Annotated in this window: 15 protein-coding genes; 8 read left to right on the top strand and 7 right to left on the bottom strand. The window is 66.1% G+C overall.

The genetic code is table 11. From position 1 onward, the window contains the following. Positions 1-120 precede the first annotated feature (120 nt). From accD to CAL12_RS08250, 5 genes are all read right to left on the bottom strand, one after another. Complete coding sequence (accD, locus tag CAL12_RS08270) at positions 121-996, bottom strand: acetyl-CoA carboxylase, carboxyltransferase subunit beta (RefSeq protein ID WP_086064055.1); 876 nt, start codon at positions 994-996, stop codon at positions 121-123. A gap of 46 nt (positions 997-1,042) precedes the next feature. After that, positions 1,043-1,900 (bottom strand): tryptophan synthase subunit alpha, encoded by an 858-nt coding sequence (gene trpA, locus CAL12_RS08265; RefSeq protein ID WP_086064054.1) that lies wholly within the window; start codon positions 1,898-1,900, stop codon positions 1,043-1,045. A 20-nt stretch (positions 1,901-1,920) separates the two neighbouring features. After that, entirely contained in the window at positions 1,921-3,123 is a 1,203-nt protein-coding gene (gene trpB / locus CAL12_RS08260) for a tryptophan synthase subunit beta (protein WP_086067746.1), read from the bottom strand. 59 nt (positions 3,124-3,182) lie between these two features. Further along, the gene (gene argE / locus CAL12_RS08255) at positions 3,183-4,334 is read right to left on the bottom strand and encodes an acetylornithine deacetylase (RefSeq protein WP_086064053.1); all 1,152 of its coding nucleotides are present in this window, start codon (positions 4,332-4,334) and stop codon (positions 3,183-3,185) included. 150 nt (positions 4,335-4,484) lie between these two features. Beyond that, on the bottom strand, positions 4,485-6,713 hold the full coding sequence (locus tag CAL12_RS08250; RefSeq protein WP_086064052.1) for a RelA/SpoT family protein: 2,229 nt from the start codon (positions 6,711-6,713) through the stop codon (positions 4,485-4,487). Positions 6,714-6,836: 123 nt separating this feature from the next. Between CAL12_RS08250 and CAL12_RS08245 the strand changes: the two genes are divergently transcribed. Beyond that, complete coding sequence (locus CAL12_RS08245) at positions 6,837-7,700, top strand: zinc-dependent peptidase (protein ID WP_086064051.1); 864 nt, start codon at positions 6,837-6,839, stop codon at positions 7,698-7,700. 109 nt (positions 7,701-7,809) lie between these two features. Here CAL12_RS08245 and CAL12_RS08240 read toward each other — a convergent pair whose 3' ends face one another. Both CAL12_RS08240 and pncB read right to left on the bottom strand, forming a co-directional pair. Beyond that, positions 7,810-8,163 carry a RidA family protein gene (locus CAL12_RS08240; protein ID WP_086064050.1) on the bottom strand — a complete coding sequence of 118 codons (354 nt, stop codon included), beginning with the start codon at positions 8,161-8,163 and terminating at the stop codon, positions 7,810-7,812. Between the two features lie 94 nt (positions 8,164-8,257). Then, complete coding sequence (pncB, locus tag CAL12_RS08235) at positions 8,258-9,454, bottom strand: nicotinate phosphoribosyltransferase (RefSeq protein WP_086067745.1); 1,197 nt, start codon at positions 9,452-9,454, stop codon at positions 8,258-8,260. Positions 9,455-9,686: 232 nt separating this feature from the next. Here pncB and fdxA point away from each other — a divergent pair, with 232 nt between their 5' ends. From fdxA to CAL12_RS08200, 7 genes are all read left to right on the top strand, one after another. Then, positions 9,687-10,010 (top strand): ferredoxin FdxA, encoded by a 324-nt coding sequence (gene fdxA, locus CAL12_RS08230; RefSeq protein ID WP_086064049.1) that lies wholly within the window; start codon positions 9,687-9,689, stop codon positions 10,008-10,010. Between the two features lie 17 nt (positions 10,011-10,027). After that, positions 10,028-10,882, top strand: coding sequence for a ferredoxin--NADP reductase (locus tag CAL12_RS08225; protein WP_086064048.1), 855 nt, complete (start codon positions 10,028-10,030; stop codon positions 10,880-10,882). Positions 10,883-11,094: 212 nt separating this feature from the next. Continuing rightward, positions 11,095-12,318, top strand: coding sequence for a polyhydroxyalkanoate depolymerase (locus CAL12_RS08220; protein WP_086064047.1), 1,224 nt, complete (start codon positions 11,095-11,097; stop codon positions 12,316-12,318). Positions 12,319-12,373: 55 nt separating this feature from the next. Continuing rightward, complete coding sequence (locus CAL12_RS08215; protein WP_086064046.1) at positions 12,374-12,982, top strand: RnfABCDGE type electron transport complex subunit B; 609 nt, start codon at positions 12,374-12,376, stop codon at positions 12,980-12,982. A 16-nt stretch (positions 12,983-12,998) separates the two neighbouring features. Beyond that, positions 12,999-13,643 (top strand): endonuclease III, encoded by a 645-nt coding sequence (gene nth / locus CAL12_RS08210; RefSeq protein WP_086064045.1) that lies wholly within the window; start codon positions 12,999-13,001, stop codon positions 13,641-13,643. Between the two features lie 133 nt (positions 13,644-13,776). Continuing rightward, entirely contained in the window at positions 13,777-14,550 is a 774-nt protein-coding gene (locus CAL12_RS08205) for an ABC transporter ATP-binding protein (protein ID WP_086064044.1), read from the top strand. Then, on the top strand, positions 14,547-15,260 hold the full coding sequence (locus CAL12_RS08200) for an ABC transporter ATP-binding protein (RefSeq protein ID WP_086064043.1): 714 nt from the start codon (positions 14,547-14,549) through the stop codon (positions 15,258-15,260). The genes CAL12_RS08205 and CAL12_RS08200 overlap by 4 nt, the downstream gene beginning before the upstream one ends. The last annotated feature ends 3 nt before the right edge of the window (positions 15,261-15,263 follow it).

Genomic DNA, 15,263 nt, shown 5'->3' with positions numbered 1-15,263 from the left:
GGCCGCCTCTTCGGGCCGGCTCGCAAGATGCCCCGCAGCGCGGCGCGCGGGCGCGCCGGCGTATCCTCAAGGGGCTCGCCTTGAGCGGCCTCGGGCGGCGTCAGACCGCTTCGGACAGCCTCAGGCCGCGACCACGTCGGCCGACTGCCGCGCCAGCAAGGCCAGCAGGCGGGCGATTTCCTCGCGCAACTGGCGGCGGTCGACGACCATGTCGACGGCGCCCTTCTGCAGCAGGAACTCGGCGCGCTGGAAACCTTCAGGCAGTTTTTCGCGCACGGTCTGCTCGATCACGCGCGGACCGGCAAAGCCGATCAGCGCCTTGGGTTCGGCGATGACGACGTCGCCCATGAAGGCGAAGCTGGCGGACACACCGCCCATCGTGGGATCGGTCAACACGCTGATGAACGGCAGTCCGGCGGCCGCCAGGCGGGTCAGCATCGCGTTGGTCTTGGCCATCTGCATCAGCGACAGCAGGCTTTCCTGCATGCGCGCGCCGCCGGAAGCCGCCACGCAGACGAAGCCGGTCTTCTGGTCCAGCGCCGCCTGGGCGCCGCGGGCGAAGCGTTCGCCGACGACGGAGCCCATGGATCCGCCCATGAATTCGAATTCGAAGCAGGCCACCACCGCCGGAACGCTGCGGATGGAGCCGCTGACGACCACCAGCGCATCGGTTTCGCCCGTCTGCTTGACCGCTTCCTGGATGCGCTCGGGGTACTTGCGGCTGTCCTTGAACTTGAGCGTATCGACGGACCGGATGCTCTGGCCGATTTCGACACGGCCTTCCAGGTCCAGCAGCGAGTCGATGCGCGCCCGCGCCCCGATGCGCATGTGATGGTCGCACTTGGGGCAGACGTGCAGGTTGGCGGCCAGGTCTTCGTTATAAAGCACCGATTCGCAGGCCGGACACTTGACCCACAAACCTTCGGGCACGCGGCGCGCGCTGGGTTCGGTGGTCTTGTTGATGCGCGGAGGCAGGAGTTTTTCGATCCAGCTCATTTCTTGGTTTCTTGTCCTGATGAAGGAATAGGGGTGCGCCGGGGCCTCAGGCCGCGGCCGCCCCGCGTCCGGCCTGGTCCAATGCCGAACGTATGCCACCCAGCCAGTCGCGCGCGGCCGTGATGGCGGCTTCGTCGCGACGGTCGGCCGCGGCGCCGGCGACTGCCTGTTCCATGGTCTCGATAAGCTTGCTGCCGATCACCACCGCGTCCGCCACCTTGGCGACGCGCTGGGCGCTGTCGGCGTCGCGGATGCCGAAACCGACGCCGATGGGAATATGGACGTGGCGGCGGATGTCCGCCACCCGCCTGGCGACGTCTTCCGTATCCAGATGGCCGGCGCCGGTCACGCCGCGCAGCGACACGTAGTACACATAGCCACGCGCGACCTTGCCGACGGCCTGGATGCGCGCATCCGTGGAAGTGGGCGCCAGCAGGAAAATGGGCGCGATGCCCCTTGCGCCCAGCAGGTCGGCGAAGGCCTGCACTTCTTCGGGCGGATAGTCGACCACCAGCACGCCGTCCACGCCGGCCGCATGCGCGGCGTCGGCGAAGCCGGCCTGCCCCATGCGCTCGATCGGATTGGCGTAACCCATCAGCACCACGGGCGTGCGGTCGTCATCGGCACGGAATTGCCGGACGGAATCGAGCACGCCGTGCAGGCTCATGCCCTGGGCGATGGCGCGCTCGGTGGCGCGCTGGATGACGGGGCCATCGGCCATGGGGTCCGAGAACGGCACACCGAGTTCGATGACGTCGGCGCCCGCCCGCACCAGCGCATGCATCAGCGGCACGCAGGACGCGGGCGACGGATCGCCGGCGGCGACGTAGGGGATCAGGGCCGCGCGCTTATCGCCGCGGGCGCGGGAGAAAGCGGCGGCGATACGGTCTTGTCGTGAGGTCATGCTGTCATTACCACTGTCGATTACAGCGTCAGCCCGGCGCGCTCGGCCACGGTGTGCATATCCTTGTCGCCGCGTCCGGACAGGCAGACCAGGATATGGGTGTCCGCGGGCAAGGTCGGCGCGATGCGCACGGCATGGGCGATCGCGTGCGAGGATTCCAGCGCCGGCATGATGCCTTCGATGCGGCAGCAGTCGTGGAAGGCCTTGAGCGCGTCGTCATCGGTCACGCCGACATAGGACGCCCGGCCGCTGTCCTTCAGCCAGGCGTGTTCGGGGCCGACCCCGGGGTAGTCCAGGCCAGCCGACACCGAGTGCGTTTCCTGCACCTGGCCGTTGGCGTCCTGGATCACATAGGTCCGGTTGCCGTGCAGCACGCCGACCTGGCCGGACGCGATGGAAGCCGCGTGGCGGCCGGTCTCGACACCTTCGCCCGCCGCTTCCACGCCGACCAGCTGGACGTCTTCATAGGGAATATACGGGTGGAAGATGCCCATGGCGTTGGAACCGCCGCCCACCGCCGCGACGACGATGTCGGGCTGTCGGCCGGCTTCTTCCGGCATCTGCCACAGGCATTCCTTGCCGATGACGGTCTGGAAATCCCGCACCATGCGCGGATACGGGTCGGGCCCGGCCACGGTGCCGATGATGTAGAAGGTGTTGCCGATGTTGGTGACCCAGTCGCGCATGGCCTCGTTCAGGGCGTCCTTGAGCGTGCGCGAACCGGATTCCACCGGCACCACGGTCGCGCCCAGCAGCTTCATGCGGTAGACGTTCGACGCCTGGCGGCGGATGTCTTCGCTGCCCATGTAGACGATGCATTCCATGCCGTAGCGGGCCGCCACGGTGGCGGTGGCCACGCCGTGCTGGCCCGCGCCGGTTTCGGCGATGACGCGCGGCTTGCCCATGCGGCGCGCCAGCAGCGCCTGGCCGATGCAGTTGTTGACCTTGTGGGCGCCGGTATGGTTCAGGTCTTCGCGCTTGAACCAGATCTGCGCGCCGCCCAGCTCGCTCGACCAGCGGCGGGCATGGTAGACGGGACTGGGGCGGCCGACGAAATGCTTGAGCTCGTAGTTGAATTCCTCGATGAATTGAGGATCCACGCGATACCTGTCGTAGGCTTCGCGCAGTTCGTCGAGCGCGTGCATGAGCGTTTCCGCCACGAATACGCCGCCGTAGGGACCGAAATGGCCCTGGGCATCCGGAAAGTCGTAAGGTTTCGCCACCGCTTTCACCACTTTTTTAGCAACCCGGTATTTTACCTGAGGCGCCGGCCGGCGCCCGGCTAGACCGACTGGCCGACCCGCCTCAGGAAGGCCGCGCAGGCATCCAGCTGGTCCATCGCCACGTACTCGTCCGGCTTGTGGGCCTGCTCGATATGGCCCGGGCCGCACACCACGGTGGGAATACCCATGCCCTGGAACAGGCCGGCTTCCGTCCCGTAGGCCACCTTGCGGGTGGCGCTGTCGCGGGTCAGGGCACGCACCAGCTGCGTAATGGCCGCCTGCTCGGAGGCCTCCAGCCCGGGTGCGGCCGGGCCGCGCTCGATGTCGATGCGAGCCTCCGGAAATTCCCGCCGCATGCGCGGCAGCAGGACCTCGTCCACGTAATGCTGGACCTCGCGCTGGATATCGTCCGGCGCCATGCCCGGCAGGTTGCGGAATTCATAGGCGAATTCGCACTCGGACGGAATGGTGTTCACGGCGATGCCGCCGCGGATCAGATTGGTCGTCAAGGTGCTGAAGGGCACGTCGTAGAAGGTGTCGTACGGCCCCTTGGCCTTGTAGGCATCGGCCACGTCGCGGATATGGCAGATCAGGCGCGCGGCGTATTCGATGGCGTTGCAGCCGTGCGGCGTCAGGGACGAATGCGCGGCCTTGCCGTGGACGCGGCAGCGGTAGAGGTTGATGCCCTTGTGGGCCACCACCACCTGCATGCCGGTCGGCTCGCCTACCACGCAGCCTTCGGGACGGATACCGCGTTCGTGCAAGTCCGCCAGCATGTAGGGCGCGCCCGCGCAGCCGACTTCCTCGTCGAAGGAAAACGCCAGGTGCAGCGGCTTGGCGCGCGGCATGGACAGGAATTCCGGCACCATGGCCAGGGCCGTCGCGATGAAGCCCTTCATGTCGCAGGCGCCACGGCCGTACAGGCGGCCATCGTGTTCGCGCAAGGTGAAGGGATCGGCGGTCCAGTCCTGGCCGTCGACCGGCACGACGTCGGTATGGCCGGACAGCACGATGCCGCCCTGTTCGGCGCCATCCCGCCCCGGCAGCGTGGCGAACAGATTGGCCTTGGTGCGGTCGTCGTTGTGCGCCAGCCAGGCCTGCACGCCCTGCTCTTTCAGCCAGTCGCGGGCCGTTTCGATGAGAGCGAGATTGGAGTTGCGGCTGGTGGTGTCGAAGCCCACCAGCGTTTCCAGCCAGCGACGGGTGTCCATGCCTAGCGCCTTGTCATGAAAACCGCCAGTGTAGGCCGCGGCCGATCCGGCCGTCTATGGGCTGTCGATGGGCCGTTTCGGCGCCGTCCGCCGTCTATAGGCCTCCAGGGTCTCCATGGACCTCTACGGGCCCCAGGGGCCTACACGGGCCTATTTGCGGGCGGCGCCCGTGACGCCCGCCACTTCGCGCAGGGCGTCCAGCGCGCGCGCCAGGGCGTCGCCGCCATGGACCTCGACCGTGAACACCATGTGTGCCAGGGAGTTGCGGCTTTGCGTATTGACGCCGATGACGTTCAGGCGCAGGCGCGCGAAGACTTCGGACAGGTCGCGCAGCAGGCCGGAGCGGTCATGGGCGCGCACGCTGATGTCCACCGGGTACACGGTATTGCCGGTTTCGCCCCAGGCGACCTCGATGACGCGCTCCGGCTCGCGTTCGGCCAGGGCGGCATAGCTGTGGCAGTCCAGCCTATGGATGGAAACGCCGCGGCCGCGCGTCACGAAGCCGACGATGGGATCCGGCGGCGCCGGCCGGCAGCAGCGTGCCAACTGGGTCATCAGCGACCCCACGCCGACGACCAGGACGCCGCTCTTGCCGCCCTTTTCGGTGCTCTCGGCGCGGCTGGCATGGGTGACCACGCCGGGATCGTCGGCCGGCTCGGCCGGCTGCTGGAAAACGGCGTCGATCTGGCGCAGGCTGAATTCATCCTTGGCCGCCGCGACGTACAGGTCGTCCGCCCGTGCGAAACCCAGTTGCTGCGCCAGCTGCTCCAGGTTGATCGCGGTCTTGCCCAACCGCTGCAGTTCCTTTTCCACCAGGGCCTGGCCCTGGGTGATGCGCTGCTGCAGTTCGATGGCGTTGAACCAGTTGCGCACCTTGGCGCGCGCCCGCGGGCTGGCCAGGAAGCCCAGCTGCGGGTTCAGCCAGTCGCGCGACGGCCCGCCGGCCTTGGCCGCGATGATTTCCACGGTCTGGCCGGTGGCCAGGCGCGTCTGCAGCGGCACCATCTGCCCGTCGACCCGGGCGCCGCGGCAGCGATGGCCCAGGTCGGTGTGCAGGTGGTAGGCGAAGTCCACCGGCGTGGAGCCGGCGGGCAATTCGATCACGCGCGCCTGCGGCGTCAGGACGTAGATGTGTTCGCCACCGGCCGCCACGGCCTCGGCCGCGCCCGCGGACGGCGGCGCCGCGTCCAGGTCGGCGTTCCACGCCAGCAACTGGCGCATCCAGGACAACTGGCGATCGTATTCGCTGGAAGCCTCCACCTGGCCGCCCCTGGGGCCGGCCTCCTTGTAGCGCCAATGCGCCGCCATCCCGTATTCCGCGAAGCGATGCATTTCCTGCGTGCGGATCTGCACTTCGAAGGGCCGCCCGTCCTTGTCCACCAGCACCGTATGCAGCGAGCGATAGCCGTTGGGCTTGGGCCGCGAAATATAGTCGTCGAACTCATCCAGCAGCGGCGTCCACAGTTCGTGGACCAGGGCCAACGCCGTATAGCACTCGCGCACGTCCTTGACGATGACCCGCAAGGCGCGCAGGTCGAACATCTGGTTGAAGTCCAGCTTCTTGATGCGCATCTTGTTCCAGATGCTGTAGATATGCTTGGGACGCCCGCTGACTTCGGCTTCGATGCCGGCCTTGCGCAGCGCGGTCCGCACGCGTTCCACGGCATCGGCGATGAAGGCTTCGCGTTCGACGCGTTTTTCTTCGAGCAGCCGGGCGATCTCCTTGTAGCGATCGGGATCCAGGAAACGGAACGACAGGTCTTCCAGTTCCCATTTCAGCTGCCATATGCCCAGCCGATTGGCCAGCGGCGCGTACAGGTCCAGCGTTTCGCGCGCCAGCTCCGGCGGGCAGGCGACCTTGGTGGCGGCATGCCAGCGCAAGCTCTGCAGGCGCGAGGCCAGGCGCATCAGGACGATGCGCAGGTCGGCCGCCATGGCCAGCAGCATCTTGCGCTGCATTTCTTTCTGGGTACCGGTTTCGGCGGCGCTGTCGCTGGCCAGGCGCGCCACGGCGCCCAGGCGCAGCAAGGCGCGCGCGCCCTGCACCAGACGGGCGATTTCCTGGCCGAACTCCGCGCCCAGGGGATCGTGCCGCGCATGTGGGGCCGGTGCCGACAGGTCAGCGGGCAAGGCCGCCAGCACGGCAGCCACGCGAGTCGCGCCATCGGTCTGCAAGCCCGCCAGGATGCGCGTCACGCCGGCCGCATGGCCCGCCAGGGGTTCGCCGGTCAGCGCCTGTTCGTCGTTGAAGCGCGGCCACGCCCAGGCGGCGGCCTTTTGCAGTTGCTCACGCCCTTGCGCGTCCAGGCCGGCGGCGGCGCTATCGAGCCACGCGTCGTCGAAGGGCATCAAGGGATCGTGGTCGGGAAGCTCGGGCATCGGCGCGAGGCACTGTAAAGCGTGAAGATGAGGGTAACGGAGGTCCGCGGCCACGGCGGCGCGGACTCAGCCCGACACTCTACACTAGCGCCTGTCTAGCCTGGAAGACGGAGGATGCACCTTATGCTGCGATGGCTGCTTGGACGAGGCGCACCCGCCGCCCGCGTCGCGGATGTACGCGCCCGCATCGAACCCGCGCTGTGGGACGAAGTGATGCAGTCCTATCCCTTCCTGGCCGGGCTGCAAGCCGCCGACGCCGAAGAACTGCGCGCCCGCGCCGCCTGGCTGCTGGCCAGCAAGACCATGAACGGCGCGAGCGGCCTGGCGCTGACGGACTTCATGCGCCTGTCCATCGCGGTCCAGGCTGCCCTGCCCATCCTGAAGCTGCCCACGGTGCTGTACGAAGGCTGGGAAGAAATCATCGTCTATCCCGGCGGGTTCGCGATCCCGCGCCGTCGCGAAGACGAGATGGGCATCGTGCACGAATATACCGAGGACGCCGCCGGCGAGGCCTGGGATGGCGGCCCGGTCGTACTGTCCTGGGAAGATGCGCGCCTGTCCGAAGGCGCCTTCAACGTCGTCATCCACGAATTCGCCCACAAGCTGGACCAGATGGGCGGCGATGCCGACGGCATGCCCAGCCTGGCCGGCCGCCCCGAACTGAACGCGCGATTGTGGCAGCGCGTGCTGGACGACAGCCTGGACCGTTTCTCGCAGGCGCTGGAGGCGGTGGAGGCCGCCATTCCGCCGCACGTCGATCCCGAGGGGCCGGAAGCCGACCCATGGTATGGGCAATTGCCCATGGACCCATATGCGGCGACCGACGAGGGAGAGTTCTTCGCGGTCAGTTCGGAATCGTTTTTCGTCGATCCCGCGCCGCTGGCGGCGGCGCTGCCGGAATGGTACGGGCTGTTGCGCACCTACTACCGGCAGGATCCCTTGGAGCGCCTGCCACATGGCGCGGTGCACGCCCGCCCCAGGCTGTAGGACGAGCGACCGGCTGGGCAGGCAGGCCTGGACTTGATCCTGGACTTGACCCTGGGTTCAAGCCCCGGATTCAAGCCTGCGTTGGACCTGGCTCGGCCAGGCCCGGTCATCAGGCGATGGCGGCCGTCACCACGATCTCGACCTTGTAGTCGGGGTTGGCCAGGCGGGCTTCCACCGTGGCGCGCGGGGGCGAGTTGCCCGGCGCGACCCAGGCGTCCCACGCCTTGTTCATGCCGTCGAATTCCTTCATGTTGGCGACGAAAATCTGCGCCATCAGGATCTTGGTCTTATCGGTGCCGGCCTCTGCCAGCAGCTTGTCGATGGTCGCCAGCACCTGCTGGGTCTGCCCGGTGATGTCCAGCGTGGCATCGTCGGGCACCTGGCCGGCCAGATAGGCCACGCCGTTGTACACGGCCATGTCGGAAAGACGTTTTTCGACATTGAAGCGCTTGATGGAACTCATGCGGTTTCCTTCTAGGTTGAATCCGGGCCGCGTGGGCCCGATGTGAAAAATCCTTGTTGCCGCCCGCCACGATCGCGCGCCGGCGGCCAGTGGCCTACTTCGACACGCTTTCTTCCCGGATCGGCGGCAACTGGAACACCTGCCGCAGATAGGCCAGATAGGCGGGATCGTCGCACATGGTTTTTTCCGGCGAATCCGAGACCTTGGCGACCGGTTGCCCGTTGCAACGGACCATTTTCATGACGATCTGCAGTGGCTGGTGCCCCAGGTCGTTGGTCAGGTTGGTGCCGATGCCGAACGACACGCGGCAGCGCCCGGCGAAACGCCGCGCCAGCTCGATGGCGCGCGGAAAGGTCAGCGCGTCGGAAAACACCAGCGTCTTGGTGCGCGGATCCACGCGGTTGAACTGGTAATGCTCGATCATGCGCTCGCCCCATACGAAGGGGTCGCCCGAATCGTGGCGGGCGCCATCGAACAGCTTGCAGAAATACATATCGAAGTCGCGCAGGAAGGCGTCCGTGCCATAAACGTCAGACAGCGCGATACCCAGGTCCCCGCGGTATTCCTTGGCCCAGACTTCCAGCGCGAATACCTGCGAATCGCGCAGCCGCGGGCCCAGCGCCTGGCAGGCCTGCAGGTATTCATGCCCCATGGTGCCCAGCGGCAGCACGTCGTATTTGCGCGCCAGGGCGACGTTGCTGGTACCGGCGAACATCCTGCCCATGCTGGCTTTCATGGTGGCCACGACCTCATCGTGCCAGACCTTGGAGAACCGCCGGCGGGTGCCGTATTCGGCCACCCGGAAATCCGCCATGTCGGGCGCGCTGACCACCATGTCCATCTTCGACCGCAGGCGGGAGCGACCTTCGTCCAGGTCGGGATGCTTGCGGGTATTGCGGAAATAGACCTCGTTGACGATGGCCAGCACCGGGATTTCGAACAATATCGTGTGCAGCCAGGGGCCTTTGACCTCGATGGATATTTCACCCGGGTGCTCGCCTTCGGCGACCTCGATGCAGCGCTCGGGCAGATGGAACAGCCCCAGGAAATCGACGAAATCGCTTTTGATGAACCGCAGCCCGCGCAGATAGTCGAGCTCGTCGTCGCTGAACCGCAGCTGGCACAGGTGATGGATTTCCGCGCGGATCTCATCCATGTACGGACGCAGGTTCACCCCGGGCGTGCGGCACTTGTAGCGGTACTCCACCTGCGCGGCCGGAAAATGATGCAGGACCACCTGCATCATGCTGAACTTGTACAGGTCGGTATCTAACAGCGAGGTGATTATCATGGTTGGATCGATCGCTTGCGAACCCATATTCAACCATAGTTGCGGTCGGGCATCCGATAACCGACGCGAGCGGCCGCCACGGCAGGCCGGCGTGGGGGCCGCCCCAAGGGAACGCCGGCCCGGCGGCGCAGGGACACTACCCCGCTCAGGGGTATACCGGGAGCGGCGGCGCGCAATTGGGTAAAATCCTTTTCTTTCAGCAGAATAAAAAGCGCCCACCGGGAGTTGCCGCATGACTCACGTCGTCACCGAAAACTGTATTAAATGCAAGTACACCGATTGCGTCGACGTGTGCCCCGTTGATTGCTTCCGCGAAGGCCCGAATTTCCTGGTCATCGACCCGGACGAATGCATCGACTGCGCCGTATGCATTCCGGAATGCCCGGCCAACGCCATCTACGCCGAAGAAGACGTGCCGCAGGACCAGCTCAAGTTCATCCAGATCAACGCCGAGCTGTCGCCCGAATTCAAGAGCATCAGCCGCGCCAAGGAACCCATGCCCGACGCGGACGACTGGAACGGCAAGCCGGACAAGCTGCAGTACCTGGAAAAGTAATCGGGCCACCATTGCCCATGACCGACAGCAAGTACACGCGCCAGACCGTCACCGAGGTACGCAGCTGGGTACCCGGCAAGTTGTTTTCCTTGCGCGTGACCCGTGATCCCGGCTTTGTCTTCAAGGCCGGGCAGTTCGCGAGGGTGGGCTTGCCGGAAAGCGACGAGCCCGGGGCCGAGCCGACCCTGTGGCGCGCCTACTCGATGGTCTCCGGCCCGTTGGACAACGAGCTGGAGTTCTATTCCATCGTGGTGCCGGAAGGCCTGTTCAGCCCCCGGATGGCGGCCCTGCGCCCGGGCGACACGCTGTACGTCGAGAAAAACCCATTTGGTTTCCTGACGATAGATCGTTTCGTACCGGCGGCCGCCCAGCCGGCGCAGGACGGCCATGCCAAGCCTGCCCCCCAGCCCGGCGCCTACAGCGACCTGTGGCTGCTGGCCACCGGCACCGGCTTGTCCGCCTACCTGTCCATCCTGCGCGATCCCGCCACCTGGACGACGTTCCGCCGCATCATCCTGGTCCATGGCGTGCGCACGGCCGAGGAGCTGGCCTATCGCCAGGAAATCGAAGGCTGGTCCACCCTGCCCGAGTTCGCCAACATCCACCGCGCCGACCCCCGCAAACTGATCTACCTGCCCGTCGCCACCCGCGAGGCACTGCCCGGCGTGCCGCAGGCGCGGCTGACCACGCTGATCGATGACGGCCGACTGGAAACGCTGGTGGGCGAAAAGCTGGATCCGGCTCATGCCAAGGTCATGCTTTGCGGCAATCCCGCCATGCTGGCGGACGCTCGTAAACTATTGTCGGAAAAGGGCTTTGCGCCTGGCCGGCGCGGCATCCCGGGCAACCTGGCGGTCGAGAACTACTGGTGAGCCATGGGGCGGGCCGCGAGGGCCGCTTTCCCCTTTTGGCAACACAAGCAGGGCCGAATTCCGCTCCGATTCCGTCCTACATGTCGTCAGTTCTGTTGCAGTGCGTAAAATAACCCGCACGAAGTCGCCACGGACCGGTCCAACCCGGCATCAAGAGACAGCTTCAGGCGATCCAGGGCCAACCGCCCCCGTAGCCTGGAAAGGAAGATTCGATGCTGTATCAATTGCATGAGCTGCAGCGCGCATTTCTGACGCCCCTCGCCGCCTTTACCGACGTGGGCTCGCAGCTGTTTTCCAACCCCTACAGCCCTTGGGCCTATACGCCCATGTCGCGCCAACTGGCCGCCGGCTACGAGCTGATGCACCGCATCGGCAAAGAGTACGAAAAGCCGGCCTGGGGCCTGCCGACCACGGAAATCGATGGCAAGCAGGTGAAGGTGGTTGAAAAGGTCGCTGTCGATAAGCCCTTCTGCCGGCTGGTTCATTTCGAACGCCACGGCGTCGGCAAGCGCAAGGACCCGCAGGTATTGCTGGTCGCCCCCTTGTCGGGGCACCACGCCACGCTGCTGCGCGACACCGTTCGCGCCCTGCTGCCGCGGCACGACGTCTACGTGACGGATTGGGTCGACGCGCGCATGGTGCCGCTGTCGGAAGGCCCGTTCCACCTGAACGATTACGTCCGCTACGTGCAGGATTTCCTGCGCTTCCTGGGCGCCGACACGCATGTGATTTCCGTGTGCCAGCCGACCGTGCCGGTGCTGGCCGCGATTTCGCTGATGGCGTCGGAAAACGATCCCTGCCAGCCGCGCAGCATGGTCATGATGGGCGGCCCCATCGATCCGCGCAAGAGCCCGACCGAGGTCAACAACCTGGCGACCGAAAAACCGTATTCGTGGTTCGAGAACCAGTTGATCCACCGCGTGCCGGGACGTTATCCCGGCGCCGGACGCCTGGTCTATCCGGGCTTCCTGCAGCATGCCGGTTTCGTCGCCATGAACCCGGATCGCCACCTGAAGTCGCACTACGATTTCTACCAGGACCTGGTCCGCGGCGACGACAGCGATGCCGAGGCGCACCGCCGCTTCTATGACGAATACAACGCGGTGCTGGATATGGCGGCCGAGTTCTACCTGGATACCATCAAGATGGTGTTCCAGGAGTACCAGTTGCCCAAGGGCAAGTGGAAGATCGACGGGCAGCTGGTCAAGCCGGCCGACATCAAGCGCGTCGCGCTGATGACCGTCGAAGGCGAACTGGACGATATTTCCGGGCTGGGCCAGACCCGCGCGGCGCTGGATCTGTGCAGCGGCATACCCGCCGACCGCAAGACGCATTACACCGCGCAGAACTGCGGCCACTACGGGATATTTTCCGGCCGCCGCTGGCGGGAAATCATCTGTCCTAAAATCGCCGACTTCATACGCCATTACGCCTGAGCCGGCGGCACCGCCGCGATCATCACGACGGGGCCGTTCAGGCCCCGGTTTTTTTATGTCCACCTTGACGCTCGCGGACCGCATCGACGGCCTGCTTCCCCAGACCCAGTGCACCAAGTGCGGGTATGACGGCTGTCGTCCGTATGCCGCCGCCATCGCGGATGGGCAGGCCGATATCAATCGCTGTCCGCCCGGCGGCGACGACGGCGTGCGCGCCCTGGCCGCGCTGCTCGACCGGCCCGCGTCCCCGCTGGACCTGTCGCGCGGACAACCCGGCCCGTTGCTGGTGGCCGTGATCGATGAAGCGCACTGCATCGGCTGTACGCTGTGCATCGCAGCCTGTCCGGTGGACGCCATCGTCGGCGCCACCAAGCGCATGCATACCGTGGTGGACGAGCTGTGCACCGGCTGCGACCTGTGCGTCGCGCCCTGTCCGGTCGACTGCATCGTCATGGTGCCGGCGGGCCGCGCCTGGAGCGCGGACGATGCCGTCTGCGCTCGCGAACGCCATGATCGCCGCGCGCGGCGGCTGCTGGACGTCGACGGCGGCCCCACGCCGGCGGCCACCGCGCCGACCGAACCCTCGGCGGACGACGCGGCCGCCCGCCGCCGCGCCGCCATCGAAAACGCCCTGGCCCGCGCCCGCGCGCGCCGCACGCGATAGACCGGACAGCCCGCCGATGAATGCCGCCAAACGCCGCGAAATCTTCGCCCGCCTGCAAGCCGCCAATCCCACGCCCACCACCGAACTCGAATACACCACACCGTTCCAGCTGCTGATCGCCGTGCTGCTATCCGCGCAGGCCACCGACAAATCGGTCAACATCGCGACGCGCAAATTCTTTCCCCACTACGGCACGCCGCAAGGCCTGCTGGAGCTGGGCGAAGCCGGGTTGACCGAGTACATCAAGACCATCGGCCTGTACCGCACCAAGGCGAAGAATGCCATCGCCACGGCCAGGATCGTCCTGGAACAGCATGGCGGCGAAGTGCCGCAGGATCGCGAGGCCCTGGAAGCGCTGCCCGGCGTCGGCCGCAAGACCGCCAACGTCGTATTGAATACCGCCTTCGGGCAAGCGACCATGGCCGTCGACACGCACATCTTCCGTGTCGCCAACCGCACCGGGCTGGCGCCCGGGAAGAACGTGCTGGAAGTCGAGCTGAAGCTGGTCCGCCTGGTGCCCAAGGAATACCTGCAGGATGCCCATCACTGGCTGATCCTGCACGGCCGCTACGTCTGCGTCGCCCGCACGCCGAAATGCCCCCAATGCGGTATCGCCGACCTGTGCGAATACCGGCATAAAACGCCACAGAAGCCGGCCTGATCGCCGCGGTTGTCACCCGCCTGTCAAGCTGCGATATTCCTTAGGAAAAACCTATGTAAAACCCGCATAGTATTTTGCCCCTGCCGTCCGCATACTCGCCGCAACAATTACGCACAATGATCGATGGTGGAGTATGGAAGACACCATTCTGGAGACCCAGGGGCTGACCAAGGAATTCCGTGGCTTCGTCGCGGTAAAAGGCGTCGACCTGCGCGTCCGGCGCGGACATATCCACGCCCTGATAGGCCCGAACGGGGCCGGCAAGACGACCTGCTTCAACCTGTTGACCAAATTCCTGGCGCCCAGCGCCGGCCGCATCGTTTTCAATGGCAGCGACATCACGGGTGAACGGCCGGCGCAGATCGCCCGCCGCGGCATCATCCGATCATTCCAGATTTCGGCGGTGTTTCCGCACCTGACGGTGCTGGAGAACGTCCGTATCGGGCTGCAACGCAAGACCGGGCTTTCCTATCACTTCTGGCGCAGCGAAAAACAGCTGGACACGCTGAACGCGACCGCGCGCAAGTTGCTGGATGAAGTCGACCTGGGCGGCTTCGCCGACGAGATGACCGTAAACCTTCCCTACGGCCGCAAGCGCGCGCTGGAGATCGCCACGACGCTGGCGATGGAGCCCGAACTGATGCTGCTGGACGAGCCCACCCAGGGCATGGGACACGAAGACGTGGATCGCGTGACGAAGCTGATCAAGCGCGTCGGCGCGGGCCGCACCATCCTGATGGTGGAACACAACATGAACGTGGTGTCGTCCATCGCCGACCGTATCACCGTCCTGGCGCGCGGCGCCGTCCTGGCCGAAGGCAGCTATGCCGAAGTCTCGCGCAATCCGGACGTGATGCAGGCCTATATGGGCACCACCGCGGGCGAACTGCAAGGAGCGCACGCATGACAGCGCCTGCATTGGAAATCTCCGACCTGCACGCCTGGTATGGCGAATCGCACATCCTGCATGGCGTGGACATGAGCGTCGGCCAGGGCGAGGTCGTCACCCTGCTGGGCCGCAACGGCGCCGGGCGCACCACCACGCTGCGTGCCATCCTGGGGCTGACCGGCAGCCGGCGCGGCTCGGTGCGCGTCAACGGCACCGAATCCATCGGCATGCCGACCTTTCGCATCGCGCACCTGGGCGTCGGCTATTGCCCGGAAGAACGCGGCATCTTCGCCAGCCTGTCGTGCGAGGAAAACCTGCTGCTGCCGCCGGTCGTCGGCGGCGCGCTGGGCGGCGGCATGTCGCTGGCGGAAATCTACGATATGTTCCCCAACCTGCACGAGCGCCGGCATTCGCCCGGCACCCGGCTGTCGGGCGGCGAACAGCAGATGCTGGCGGTGGCGCGCATCCTGCGTACCGGCGCCAGCCTGCTGCTTCTGGACGAGATCTCCGAAGGCCTGGCCCCGGTTATCGTGCAAGCGCTGGGCCGGATGATCACGGCCCTGAAACAGCGCGGGTACACCATTGTGATGGTGGAACAGAACTTCCACTTCGCGGCGCCGCTGGCGGACCGGTTCTACGTCATGGAACACGGCCAGATCGTCGAACATTTCGAGGCCTCACAGCTGCATGAAAAACAGGAAGCGCTCAACGACCTGTTGGGCGTTTGAATG

This window comes from Bordetella genomosp. 8 (assembly GCF_002119685.1).
GTDB lineage: Bacteria > Pseudomonadota > Gammaproteobacteria > Burkholderiales > Burkholderiaceae_B > Bordetella_C.
The sequence above is the reverse complement of the archived record's forward strand: the minus strand, read 5'-3'. Positions and strand labels throughout refer to the sequence as shown.

What these genes read in the sequence shown, in the direction of transcription:
- accD (WP_086064055.1), bottom strand. Translation starts at nt 996, where the DNA reads ATGAGCTGGATCGAAAAACTCCTGCCTCCGCGCATCAACAAGACCACC.
- trpA (WP_086064054.1), bottom strand. Translation starts at nt 1,900, where the DNA reads ATGACCTCACGACAAGACCGTATCGCCGCCGCTTTCTCCCGCGCCCGC.
- argE (WP_086064053.1), bottom strand. Translation starts at nt 4,334, where the DNA reads ATGGACACCCGTCGCTGGCTGGAAACGCTGGTGGGCTTCGACACCACC.
- CAL12_RS08250 (WP_086064052.1), bottom strand. Translation starts at nt 6,713, where the DNA reads ATGCCCGAGCTTCCCGACCACGATCCCTTGATGCCCTTCGACGACGCG.
- CAL12_RS08245 (WP_086064051.1), top strand. Translation starts at nt 6,837, where the DNA reads ATGCTGCGATGGCTGCTTGGACGAGGCGCACCCGCCGCCCGCGTCGCG.
- CAL12_RS08240 (WP_086064050.1), bottom strand. Translation starts at nt 8,163, where the DNA reads ATGAGTTCCATCAAGCGCTTCAATGTCGAAAAACGTCTTTCCGACATG.
- pncB (WP_086067745.1), bottom strand. Translation starts at nt 9,454, where the DNA reads ATGATAATCACCTCGCTGTTAGATACCGACCTGTACAAGTTCAGCATG.
- fdxA (WP_086064049.1), top strand. Translation starts at nt 9,687, where the DNA reads ATGACTCACGTCGTCACCGAAAACTGTATTAAATGCAAGTACACCGAT.
- CAL12_RS08225 (WP_086064048.1), top strand. Translation starts at nt 10,028, where the DNA reads ATGACCGACAGCAAGTACACGCGCCAGACCGTCACCGAGGTACGCAGC.
- CAL12_RS08220 (WP_086064047.1), top strand. Translation starts at nt 11,095, where the DNA reads ATGCTGTATCAATTGCATGAGCTGCAGCGCGCATTTCTGACGCCCCTC.
- CAL12_RS08215 (WP_086064046.1), top strand. Translation starts at nt 12,374, where the DNA reads ATGTCCACCTTGACGCTCGCGGACCGCATCGACGGCCTGCTTCCCCAG.
- nth (WP_086064045.1), top strand. Translation starts at nt 12,999, where the DNA reads ATGAATGCCGCCAAACGCCGCGAAATCTTCGCCCGCCTGCAAGCCGCC.
- CAL12_RS08205 (WP_086064044.1), top strand. Translation starts at nt 13,777, where the DNA reads ATGGAAGACACCATTCTGGAGACCCAGGGGCTGACCAAGGAATTCCGT.
- CAL12_RS08200 (WP_086064043.1), top strand. Translation starts at nt 14,547, where the DNA reads ATGACAGCGCCTGCATTGGAAATCTCCGACCTGCACGCCTGGTATGGC.